This window comes from Streptomyces niphimycinicus (assembly GCF_018883605.1).
Lineage (GTDB): Bacteria > Actinomycetota > Actinomycetes > Streptomycetales > Streptomycetaceae > Streptomyces > Streptomyces niphimycinicus.
The window spans coordinates 15,873-27,522 of sequence record NZ_JAHLEM010000289.1 but is presented as its reverse complement, the minus strand read 5'-3'; the positions used below and the strand labels follow the sequence as shown (position 1 = coordinate 27,522).

Below are 11,650 nucleotides of genomic sequence, written 5' to 3'. Positions count from 1 at the left end.
GCCCCGGCGCCGCCGGTGGGCCGTTGTCCGGGTTCAGCCTCGACCTCGGCGCCTTCCGGGTCGACGGGGTGCTCGTCGACGGGGCCCGCGCGGCCCGCTACACCCACCGGGCGGACAAGCTGCGCATCCGCCCGGCGCGCCCGCTGCCCGCCGGGGCCCCGTTCACCGTGGAGGTGCGGTACGTCGGGGTGCCCCGGCCGGTGAGGACCCGGCACTGGGGCGACCTGGGCTGGGAGCAGTTGGAGGACGGGGCGCTGGTGGCGGGCCAGCCGATCGGCGCGCCGTCCTGGTTTCCGTGCAACGACCACCCGGCCGACAAGGCGTCGTACCGGATCGAGGTGACCGCGCCGTCGCCGTACACGGTGATCGCCCCCGGGACCCTGGACTCGTGCACGGTCAGTGCCTCCACCACGACCTGGGTGTACGAGCACCCGGCGCCGATGTCCAGCTATCTCGCCACCGTCCAGATCGGCCTGTACGACCTGGTCGAGCTGACCGACGCGGCCGTGAGCCCGGTGCCCCAGCGGGCGGCGGTACCGCCGCGGCTGCGCGACCGCTTCGACCACGACTTCGCCCGCCAGCCCCGGATGATGGCCGCTTTCGAGGACCGCTTCGGCCCGTATCCGTTCGACGAGTACGCCGTGGTGGTGACGGACGACGAACTGGAGGTGCCGGTCGAGGCCCAGACCCTCGCCATCTTCGGCGCCAACCATGTCGACGGGCAGCGCGGCTGTGAGCGGCTGGTCGCCCATGAGCTGGCCCACCAGTGGTTCGGCAACAGCCTGAGCGTCGCCGACTGGCGCCACATCTGGCTGAACGAGGGCTTCGCCAAGTATGCCGAATGGCTGTGGTCGGAAGCCTCCGGCAGCGTCCCCGCCGCCGTCATCGCCGCCCGCACCAGGGCCAGGCTGGCGGATCAGCCGCAGGACCTGCTGGTCGCGGACCCGGGCATGCCGCGGATGTTCGACGACCGGGTCTACCAGCGGGGCGCACTGACACTGCACGCGCTGCGTACGGTCCTCGGCGACGACACGTTCTTCGCGCTGCTGCGGGAATGGACGGCCACGTACCGCCACGCCACCGTCACCACCGAGGAGTTCACCGCTCTCGCCCGGCGCCGCGCCGCACAGCCTCTCGACGCACTGTTCACCGCCTGGCTCCACACCCCGCGCCTGCCGGAACTCCCCGGCCCCAGGTGATCGGCCCCAGGCGGCATGGACTACGGCCGCGGGCCGCTCCCGGCGGGGCGGGAGCGGCTCACGCGGAGCGAAAGTCGATGACGGGGATGACGGGGATGACCTGGTGCTAGGCGTCGGCGACGGCTCGCAGGGGGCTGAGGGCGGCGGCCCGGCGGGCGGGCAGGGCGGCGGCGACCGCGCCGACGGCGAGGGAGAGCAGGACCACGAGGGCGAGGGTGGGCCAGGGCGGTGAGTAGGAGTACTGCGGGATCGCGCCGCTGAACAGACCGCTGACCTTCCACGCCCCGAACAGCCCGCCGGCCAGTCCGAGCAGGGTGCCGAAGGCAGCCACGCAGATGGCCTCCAGACGGATCATGCGGCTGATGCCGGAGCGGTCCATGCCGATGGCGCGCAGGACCCCGATCTCACGGGTGCGTTCCGAGATCGACATGGCCAGGGTGTTGATCATGCCGAGGGCGGAGATCACTACGCCGATGGCGAGCAGCCCGAACATCATGGTCACCACCTCGCCGGCGACGCCGCCCTGTTCCTGGACGAGCTGGTCGTGGTCTTGGACCTTCAGCAGCGGGCTGTTGCTCACGGCGTCGCGAAGCCGCTTCTCCAGGTCCTTGGAGACCGTGCCGTCGGTGGTGCGGACCAGGACGCGCTGTACGGAGTCGCGCACGTCCTTGTGCTTCTGCACCTCGGTGCGGGAGCCGAGGACGTCCTGGGCGGTGGGGTTGTCCTGGTAGACGCCGACGACGGTGTAGGGCCGGTCGCGGTCGTCGGTTCCGGGGCCGATGCTCGCCTTGATCCACTCGCCCGTGGTGACGCCGTGGTCGTGGGCGAAGCTCTGGGAGACGGCGATCCTGCCGGGGCCGAGGTCCTTGGCGGAACCGCTGAGGAAGTGGAGCTTCATCACGTCGTCCACGCTCTTCGGGTCGACTCCGGAGATGTCCTTGGCGTAGGCGCCGGCACTGATGGTGGAGTCCGCCACGGCGGAGGCGGTCCGCACACCGGGCACGTCGGTGACGCGCGGGATGGCGGCGGAGTCAATGGCGGCGCCGTCGCGGGCACTGATGACGTAGTCCGCGCTCAGCCCGGCGGCGGCCTGGGCATCCAGGGCCTGGCTCGAGGACTGGTTGATGACCGCGAGACCGGAGACCAGCGCGGTGCTGATCATCAGGGCGGTGGCGGTGGCGGCGGTACGGCGCCGGTCGCGCAGGGTGTTCTCGCGGGCGAGGTCGCCCACGACGCCGAAGCGGGCGGTGAGCTTGCCGAGCAGACGGATCACCGGGCCGGCGAGCAGCGGGGCCAGCACGATCAGGCCGACCACGAGGATGCCGGCCCCGAACATCGCGGTATACACGTTGTCGTCGGTGGCGCTGGTCGCGTCACTCAGCGAGAACATCAGGCCCGCGCCCAGGGCGATCATGACCAGGCCGACGATGCCGCGGATGCGGGAGACCGTTGCGGACGGTGGCTGCTCGGCCGTGCGCAGCGCCTCGATCGGCGCGATCCGCGCCGCGCGGCGCGAGGGCAGCCAGGCGGCGAGCACGGTGACGCCCACACCCACGGCGAGCGCGGCGAGGATCGCGGTCGGGCCGATCACCAGCGGCCCGCTGGGCAGCAGGTCACCGGAGGTGTCCAGCACGCTCGGCAGCACCGTGGCCACTCCCAGGCCCAGCAGGAACCCCAGAACGGACGCGGCGAGACCGACCAGGGCCGCCTCGGCGAGGACCGAGCGGACCACCTGGCGGCGGGTGGCGCCGATCGCCCGCAGCAGGGCGATCTCGCGGCTGCGGCGTGCTACGAGCATGGTGAAGGTGTTGATGATGAGGAACGTGCCGATGAACAGCGAGACGACGGCAAAGATCAGGGGCAGCCGCTCGTAGCTGCGGGTCTTGGTGCTGATGAAGACGGACTGCTGGTTGGCCTGGGCGCTACCGGTGGTGGCCTCGGCGCGGTCGGCGGGCAGGACGGCGGTGACCCGCTTGGCGAGTTCGAACTGGTCGGTGCCCTGCGTGGCGGTCAGGTCGATCTTGCTGTAGTGCCCGGGGGTGGCGAACAGCTTCTGGGCGGTGGCCTTGTCGAACACCGCCAGGGTGCCGCCGGCGTTCACCCGGCTGTCCTTGGTGGACACCAGGCCCACCAGGCGCTTTTTGAGGACCGGTCCGTCCTTGGCGAGGGTGACGGTGTCGCCGAGTTCGTAGCCGCCGGCGGCCGCGGTGCCGCGGTCCAGCGCCACCTCGCCGCTGTTGCGGGGGGCGCGGCCGGCCGTCAGTGGGTAGCGGCTGTCCTTGCCGTCGGCACCCGGAAGGTAGGAGTCACCGAACTTGCCCTGCATGCTGTCGGCCCGCATCGGTGTGCCGTCCTTGGCGGACAGGGTGACCGAACCGTCAGCGACCGGGCGGGCGGAGGCAACGCCGGGGACGGTGGACAGCTTGCGTACCAGGGTGTCGTCCAACGCGCTGGACTGCTCGTTGGGGGAGGCGCCCGGAGGGGATTTCGACGCCACGCTGACGGCGATGTCCGCGAAGTCCTGGGACATGGCGGCGCGGTAGGCGGCGGTGGTGGAGTCGGCGAAGACCAGGGAGCCGGTGATGAACGCGACGCCGAGGCAGACCGCGAGCACGGTCATGATCAGACGGGCCTTGTGCGCAAGGACGTTGCGCAGGGCTGTTCGCAGCATGGTGAGCTTTCGACGGGGGAGAGAAGGACGACGGCGGGCTGACGGAGTCGGTCAGGAAACGCGGCCCTGGGCCTCGAACGCGAGCATCCGGGCGAGTACGGCATCGGCGGTCGGGGCGTCCAGCTCGTCCACGAGCCGGCCGTCGGCCAGGAAGACCACCCGGTCCGCGTAGGCGGCGGCCACGGGGTCGTGCGTCACCATCACCACGGTCTGGCCCAGTTCCCGCACCGAGTCGCGCAGGAAGCCCAACACCTCCGCACCGGAACGGGAGTCGAGGTTGCCGGTCGGCTCGTCGGCGAAGACGATCTCCGGGCGGGAGACCAGGGCGCGGGCCACCGCGACGCGCTGCTGCTGGCCGCCGGAGAGCTCGGTCGGGCGGTGCTCGAGCCGTTCCGCGAGGCCGACGGTGGCGACGACGGTGTCCAGCCACGCCTGCTCGGGCCGCCGGCCGGCCAGCCGCAGCGGCAGGGTGATGTTCTCCAGCGCGGTCAAAGTGGGCAGCAGGTTGGAGCCCTGGAAGACGAAGCCGACCTTCTCCCGCCGCAGTTGGGTGAGCTGCCGGTCGTTCAGGGCGGACAGTTCGACACCGCCGATCCGGGCCGATCCCGAGGTCACCGGGTCCAAACCGGCCATACAGTGCATCAGCGTGGACTTGCCGGAGCCGGAGGGGCCCATCACGGCGGTGAACCGGCCCCGCGCGAACTCCACGGACACCGCGTCCAGCGCGGTGACCCGGGTCTCCTCCTTCCCGTACGTCTTGGTCAGGCCGGACGCGCGGGCGGCCGGTTCGGTGAGGGTTGCGCTGGAGGAAGGGAACGCGTGTGACATGGAAACTCCGCCGGGGGTGCGACGGCCCGCGAGGAGTTCCGCGAGCCGGTGGACGTATCCATCCTCACGGCCCTGAACTGCGGAAACGTCGTGCTGGAGGCGGGAGTTGGCCTCTGTCGAAGGGCCAGCATCCGCTGGCCTTTCTCTGCCAAAGGTGAGGGACCCGGCCGGGGGACCTCTGCCTTGGGGGAGGAGCGGAGCGGGAACGTCACCGGCGCCCGGACGCGGATGCGAGCCGGCCCGGTGGGCGGTCGCGTCAGGAGGCCAGCCGGCCCGGTGGGCGGTCGCGTCAGGAGGCCAGGCCGGTGCGGTGAGCCAGCAGCGCGGCCTGGACCCGGCTCGCCGAACCGGTCTTGTCCAGGATCGCGCCCACATGGCTCTTCACCGTGCCGATCCCGATACCGAGCCGCCCGGCGATGTCCTGGTTCGAAAGACCCTGGCCGAGCATCGCCAGCACCTCCCGCTCCCGGCCGGTGAGCCGGGCGATCCGCTCGTCCGCGAGCGCGCCCGCGGCGCCCCGCGGAGTACCGGAACGCAGCATCTGGGAGATCACCGTCCCGGTCACGCCCGGCGAGAGCACCGCGTCACCGGCAGCGGCCGCCCGTACCGCGCTGATCAGCTCCTGCGGCCCCTCGTCCTTCAGCAGGAACCCGGCCGCACCCTCCCGCAGCGCCCGCACCACGTTGTCGTCATCACCGAAGGTCGTCAGCATCACCACCCGCGGCGCGGGGTCGAGGGCGAGCAGCGGCGCGATCGCGGCCAGCCCGTCGCACACCGGCATCCGGATGTCCACCAGCGCCACGTCCGGGTGGTGCGCGGCGGCCTCCTCGACCGCCGCGTGTCCGTCGGCGGCCTCGGCGACCACATCGATGCCCTCGGCGTGCCGCAGGATCAGGCGGACCCCGTACCGGATCATCGCCTCGTCGTCGGCGAGCAGGACACGGATCGGCTCGGTGGGATCGGTCATCGGTCCTCCCAGGGCGGGGCGTCCCGTACGGACGGGACGGTGAAGCGGTCGATGGAGATCAGGCGCTGCGAGGCGTCGAAACAGTAGCGGGCGATGGCGAAGACGCCGGGCCGGGGGCCACGGCCGGCGGCTGGGTAGACGCAGCCCACCGTGCCCGCGGGGCGCGGCGGTTCGTGTCCGGTGGCCGCGGCGCGCTCGGCCGGGCTGTCGTAGATCCCCGGCAAGTCCTGGTCCGTCATGCCGAGGCGCGGCTCGGGAGGCGGGGCCACGCCCCTCGGCTGGCCGTAGATCATGGCGATCGCGAGCGTCATCAGCACCCACAGGGCCGCCGCCCCGAGAGCGAACGTCCACGCCCTGGCGGTGCGCGGACCGCGCGACAGCGCCGCCGCGTCATCGTCGAACCCGTCCGGCGGGGAGGCCGCCAGGTCGCCCGCGGCCGGTTTCCGCGCGACGGCGTCGGCTGGTTCCGCCGGGACGGCCGCCACCACCTGGAACCCGCCGGACGGCAGCGCGTCCGCCTCGAAGGTGCCGCCGAGCAGCTCGACCCGTTCGCGCAGGCCCGGCAGGCCGCGCCCGGTCCCGGCCTCGCGCGGCGCCGTGGCCGGGAGGGGGGACGCGCCGTTGCGGACCGTCACACCCACCGTCCGGTCGTCGTGCTCGACCCGCACGGTGACATGGGAGGCCGCCGCGTACCGGTGCACATTCGTCAGGGCCTCCCGCACCACCCGGTGCACCGCGCGCCGCACCTGCGCCGGACGCATGTCGAGGTCGGGGCCGCGCCATTCCAGCCGCACGGCGATCCCGCCGTCGCGTGACTCCGCGACCAGCGCCTCGACATCGGCCCGGGTGCCGGTGGCGTCGGTGAACGCGTCAGGACCGGTGTCCCGGCCGAGCGGGCCGAGAACCCCGAGCGCCTGACGCAGTTCGCGCATCGCGTCCCGGGTGGCGCCCCGGACCAGGACGGCCTCCTCGCGCAGCTCCGAGTCGGCCTCGCCGAGGGCGAGTTCCAGGCCGCCGGCGTGCAGCGAGATGAGGCTGAGCCGGTGGCCCACCAGGTCGTGCATCTCCGCGGCGATCCTGGACCGCTCGTGGGTGCGGGCCTCGCTGTCCGCGGACCGGCGGGCTCGCTCGGCCGCGTCCCCGCGTTCGCGCAGCGCCCGCAGCAGCCGGGCCTGCTGCCCGTACACCGTCCCGACCAGGCCGGGTACGACCACGGCGGTCACCGCCAGGACCAGCCCCAGCTCCAGCCCGTAGGCGGGCGAACCGCCGCTGCGCGAGAGGCCGACCGCGGTCGCGGACGCCATGATCAGCAGACTCGCGCCGCCCAGCAGCCGGACCCGATGGCGCGGACGCACCGTACCGATCGCCACCGTGTACGCGGTGGCCGCCGTCACCGGGCCGACGACGGGCGCCGCCCCGGCCAGGACGGCGAGGACCAGGAGCGCGGCGTCGGGCCGACGCCGTCGCAGCGGGAAGATCACGATGGCGACCGGGATCACGGAGAGCTGGAACGTGGCGTGCGGCAGCTCCCACAGCCGCAGGGCAACCGCCCACAGACACAGGGCGGCCACCGCCACACCGGCCGTCTCCCCAACGCCCCGGCCACCTCCTCCCCAAGGCGTCGGACCATCCCGCCCGGGCTGGACGCGACGACGGAAACGGCTGAGAAGAGACACAAGGACCAGTATCGATGGCGTCCGGCGGGCGGACGTGGGCCCCGGGACCGATCCGGGACTCTGCCTTTCGGCAGAGGGCCCGGCCGCCTTCGGTAGAGGGCCCGGCCGCTCAGGTGGCCGGCGACGCGGCATCGCCCATGACGACGACCCGGGTGGCCGACGTCCCACTGCTGTGTCGCGCCGAGCGTCCGGCAGAGGCCGCCGGGCGTCTTGGACCTGCGGATCCGGGGCCCGTCGGTGGCCGTGGCGTCCGCGGTGGCCCCCGTGCGGAAGACGATCAGCGCGTCGCCCCGGCCCAATGCCGTCGGCGGAGCGCACGGTGAGCCCTTCGGCCGGTGCTTCGGGCAGGTCAGCTCACCGGCCATCGGCTGGGCGGCGACGGTCGACCGCCCCGAAAACGGTGAGTGGTACTCGAGGAACCGGTCGGGGGGCGATCCGGGTGGCCTCACACCGCCGTGTCCAGCGACTCCCGGATCCGGGCCGCGGCAGTCCGCAGGTGGTGCAGGGCGAACCGGGCGGTCGACGTGGGCACTCGGCCGACGGGTACGGTCACCCCGACCGTCTGGCCGACCATCTCCAGCGCGGTGGGCAGCAGCGCCAGTTGGTCGTCCTCCTGCGCGACGAGCTGTGGCAGCGCCGCCACCATATGGGTCTCCCGCAGCAAGGTGCGCAGGGTCAGGATCGAGGTGCACTCCACCCTGTTCCCGGGCAGCGACAGCCCTCGCCGCCACAGGGCGTCCTCCAGTTCGTGACGCAACGCCGTCTGGGTCACCGGCACCACCCACGGGTAGTCCAGCAGGTCCTCCAGAGCCGGTGCGCCATGGGACAGCACCGGGTGGCCGACGCCGGTGACCAGCCGGATCGGTTCCTGGTAGAGCGTGTGCTGCCGCAGCCGGGACTCCTCCGTCGGCACCAGCCTGCCCAGGGTGAAGTCCAGCCGCCCGGCCAGCAGATCCTGGGTCAGCAGGTCGGGCGTGGCCTCCCGGACGACCACCGTCAGGCGGGGACGCTCCGCCTTGAGCGCGGCGATGGCCCGGGGAAGCAGCACATTGGCCCCGGCCAGGTGGGTGCCGATGGTCACCGTGCCCGCCGTACCGGCGGACAGTTCGGTCATATGCCGCCCGGCCTGGCGCAGCTCGGCGACCACGGTCCGGGCGTGGTCGAGGAACGCGCGTCCATGCGGTGTCGGCGTCATGCCGCGCGGGCCCCGTTCGAAGAGCTCCACGCCCAGCAGCGACTCCAGCTCGCGCAGGCCACGGGTGAGCACGGGCTGCGTCACATGCAGTCGCTCCGCGGCGCGCATCAGGCTCCCCTGGTCGTCGATCGCGGTGAGCATGACGAGGTGGCGCAGCTTCAGCTTTCCCTTGAGCAGGTCATCGGGCCGCATAGATGTCTTCCTCGCCTTCGTCACCAGCAGCTATGTCAGTTGGACATAGCGCCGAACCGAATAGGCATTATCCAGGCATGCCGTGTTCCCGCAATGCTCTGTTCACCGGAGGCACAGCCCGACGGCGAACGCTTGGAGGTCATCGGCACATGAACGACGTACAGCCCGCACCCCGGCAGGGGCGGGGGCCCGCGCACTATGTCGGCGGACGGTTCGACGACTCGGGAGCCCGCTTCCCGCTCGTGTCACCGGCCGACGGAACAGTGATCGGCTCCGTCCCGGAGGCCGATTCCCTCACGGTCGACCGCGCTGTCCGTGCCGCACGTCAGGCTCTCGCCGGTCCGTGGGGCGACACCACGGCCGAGGAGCGGTGCGCGGTGCTGCGTCGTATCGCCGACGGCATGGAGGCCCGGTTCGAGGAGTTCGTCGCCGCCGAGGTCGCCGACACCGGCAAGCCCGCCGCACTCGCCCGCGGCGTCGACATCCCCCGCGGTATCGCCAACTTCCGCGCCTACGCCGACCTGGCCTGGGGCCGCGCCGAGCGGTCGTTCGCCACGCCGACCCCGGACGGGGCGGGCGCGCTGAACTACACGGTGCGCCGTCCCCTCGGCGTGGTCGCCGTGGTCTCGCCGTGGAACCTTCCGCTGCTGCTGCTGACCTGGAAGGTCGCCCCCGCGCTCGCGGCGGGCAACGCGGTCGTCGCCAAGCCCTCCGAACTCACCCCCTCCACCGCCACCCTGCTGGCCGAGGTGATGGACGAGGCCGGGGTCCCCGCGGGCGTCTTCAACCTGGTCCACGGCTTCGGCGAGAACAGCGCGGGCGCCTTTCTGACCGCCCACTCCGACGTGGACGCGGTCGCCTTCACCGGCGAGTCCGCCACCGGTACCGCCATCATGCGGGCCACCGCCGAACGCCTCGCCCCCGTCTCCTTCGAACTCGGCGGAAAGAACCCCGGGATCGTCTTCGCCGACGCGGACTTCGAGGCCGCCGTCGAGGGGACGGTCCGCTCGTCCTTCACCAACGCCGGCCAGGTCTGCCTGTGCACCGAGCGGGTCTATGTCGAACGCGGCATCTACGACGACTTCGTCCAGGCGGTCGCCGAGCGCGCCCGCGAGCTGCGCCTGGGCCTGCCCTACGAGGACGACACCCAGATGGGCCCGCTGGTCTCCGCGCTCCACCGGGACAAGGTCCTCGGCTACTTCCGCCTCGCCAAGGAGGAGGGCGCGGAGATCCACGCCGGCGGCGGCGTACCGGCCTTCGGCAACGAACGCGACGGCGGCTTCTTCGTGGAGCCCACCGTGCTCACCGGCCTCGGCCAGGACGCTCGCGTCGTCCGCGAGGAGATCTTCGGCCCGGTCTGCCACATCGCGCCCTTCGACGACGAGGCCGAGGCCGTACGCCTGGCCAACGACAGCCCCTACGGGCTCGCCGCCACCGTATGGACGACCTCGCTCTCCCGCGCCCACCGCGTGGCGCCCCGCCTGCACTCCGGAGTCGTCTGGGTGAACTGCTGGAACCTGCGTGACCTCAGGACTCCCTTCGGCGGTGTCAAGGCGTCCGGCATCGGCCGCGAGGGCGGCGAGCACTCCCTCGACTTCTTCTCCGAGCCCGTGAATGTGTGTGTGAAGCTCTGATGACCGCCGAGAACACCAGAACCGCCGAGCCGATGAGCACCGCGACACCGGACGTGGCCGCCCTGGCGCGCACCCTTGACGACGCGGCCCTGCGGGCGCGCGCCGTCCCCCGCCTGACCGACACGGCCGACCTCGACGTCGAGACCGGGTACGCCGTGCAGCGCGCCCTGGTCGAGCGGCGGCTGGCCCGCGGCGAGCGCCTGGCCGGCATCAAGCTCGGTTTCACCAGCGAGGCCAAGATGCGCCAGATGGGTGTGGACGATCTGATCTGGGGCCGGCTCACCGACGCCATGCGCTTCACCGACGGCGCCACCGTCAGTCTGGACCGGTTCGTCCACCCGCGCATCGAGCCGGAGATCGCCTTCCTGCTCGGCAGCCCGGTCACCGGCCACATCTCCGACGAGGAGGCGGCCGCCGCCGTCACGGCCGTGGCGCCCGCGTACGAGATCATCGACTCCCGCTACGAGGGGTTCCGCTTCTCCCTGCCGGACGTCGTCGCGGACAACTCCTCCTCCTCGGGCTTCGGCGTCGGACCCTGGCGCGAGGTGCGCTCCTTCGACCCCGTGACCGGGCTCGCCGACCTCGGCATGGCCCTCGAGGTCGACGGACTCACCGTCGAGACCGGCAGTTCCGCCGCCATCCTCGGCCACCCGCTGCGCTCGGTCACCGCCGCCGCCCGGCTCGCCGCGGACGCCGGGCTCGTGCTGGAGAAGGGCTGGGTCGTGCTCGCCGGAGCCGCCACCGCCGCCGTGCCCCTGGAACCCGGCCGTCAGGTGAGGGTGAACGCGGGGCCGCTGGGATTCGTCGACATCATCACCGAGGGGGAGCGGGGCCGATGAGCGAGCAGCACACCGTGTCCACCGGTGCCATCACCGTGAACGGCAAGGCCCGCCCCCGCGGACGCTTCCCGCATTTGCGCCGCGCCGGAGACTTCGTCTATGTCTCCGGGACCAGCTCACGCCGCCCGGACAACAGCTTCGTCGGCGTCGAGGTCGATGAACTCGGCACCACCCGACTGGACATCGCCGCCCAGACCCGCGCGGTCATCGAGAACATCGGCGACCTCCTCGAAGCCGCCGGCGGAAGCCTCGCCGACGTGGTCAGCGTCACCACGTACCTCGTCAATATGAACGACTTCGGCGGCTACAACGAGGTCTACGCCGAGTTCTTCGACGAGAACGGCCCCACCCGCACCACCGTGGCCGTCCACCAGCTTCCCCACCCCCACCTCCTCATCGAGATCTCCTGCGTGGCGTACCTGCCCCGCACCCGCACGGAAGGCTGATCC

9 protein-coding genes are annotated in these 11,650 nt (G+C 72.4%); 4 read left to right on the top strand and 5 right to left on the bottom strand.

What is annotated here, in order from left to right; genetic code table 11:
- The coding region (locus KN815_RS25200) for a M1 family metallopeptidase (RefSeq protein ID WP_216344204.1) at nt 1-1,199 on the top strand (1,199 nt) is incomplete at its 5' end.
- 106 nt (nt 1,200-1,305) lie between these two features.
- On the opposite strand, the gene KN815_RS25195 is transcribed toward KN815_RS25200, so the two are convergent.
- From KN815_RS25195 to KN815_RS25175, 5 genes are all read right to left on the bottom strand, one after another.
- Nucleotides 1,306-3,870, bottom strand: a complete 2,565-nt coding sequence (locus KN815_RS25195; protein WP_216344203.1) for an ABC transporter permease — start codon at nt 3,868-3,870, stop codon at nt 1,306-1,308.
- Between the two features lie 51 nt (nt 3,871-3,921).
- Nucleotides 3,922-4,698: an ABC transporter ATP-binding protein gene (locus KN815_RS25190; protein WP_216344202.1), complete on the bottom strand. Its 777-nt coding sequence runs from the start codon at nt 4,696-4,698 to the stop codon at nt 3,922-3,924.
- A gap of 289 nt (nt 4,699-4,987) precedes the next feature.
- A complete protein-coding gene (locus KN815_RS25185; protein WP_216344201.1) occupies nt 4,988-5,665 on the bottom strand; it encodes a response regulator in 678 nt (225 codons plus the stop codon).
- Nucleotides 5,662-7,242 (bottom strand): sensor histidine kinase, encoded by a 1,581-nt coding sequence (locus tag KN815_RS25180; RefSeq protein ID WP_253209229.1) that lies wholly within the window; start codon nt 7,240-7,242, stop codon nt 5,662-5,664. The genes KN815_RS25185 and KN815_RS25180 overlap by 4 nt, the downstream gene beginning before the upstream one ends.
- Nucleotides 7,243-7,786: 544 nt before the next feature.
- Nucleotides 7,787-8,728, bottom strand: a complete 942-nt coding sequence (locus KN815_RS25175) for a LysR substrate-binding domain-containing protein (RefSeq protein WP_216344199.1) — start codon at nt 8,726-8,728, stop codon at nt 7,787-7,789.
- A gap of 149 nt (nt 8,729-8,877) precedes the next feature.
- On the opposite strand from KN815_RS25175, the gene KN815_RS25170 reads away from it, so the two are divergent.
- From KN815_RS25170 to KN815_RS25160, 3 genes are read left to right on the top strand one after another with little or no spacing between them, the layout of a single operon-like run.
- The gene (locus tag KN815_RS25170) at nt 8,878-10,362 is read left to right on the top strand and encodes a 2-hydroxymuconic semialdehyde dehydrogenase (protein ID WP_216344198.1); all 1,485 of its coding nucleotides are present in this window, start codon (nt 8,878-8,880) and stop codon (nt 10,360-10,362) included.
- Complete coding sequence (locus KN815_RS25165; protein ID WP_253209228.1) at nt 10,362-11,201, top strand: 2-keto-4-pentenoate hydratase; 840 nt, start codon at nt 10,362-10,364, stop codon at nt 11,199-11,201. The genes KN815_RS25170 and KN815_RS25165 overlap by 1 nt, the downstream gene beginning before the upstream one ends.
- Complete coding sequence (locus tag KN815_RS25160; RefSeq protein WP_216344197.1) at nt 11,198-11,647, top strand: RidA family protein; 450 nt, start codon at nt 11,198-11,200, stop codon at nt 11,645-11,647. Before KN815_RS25165 ends, KN815_RS25160 begins: the two co-directional genes overlap by 4 nt.
- Nucleotides 11,648-11,650: the final 3 nt, after the last annotated feature.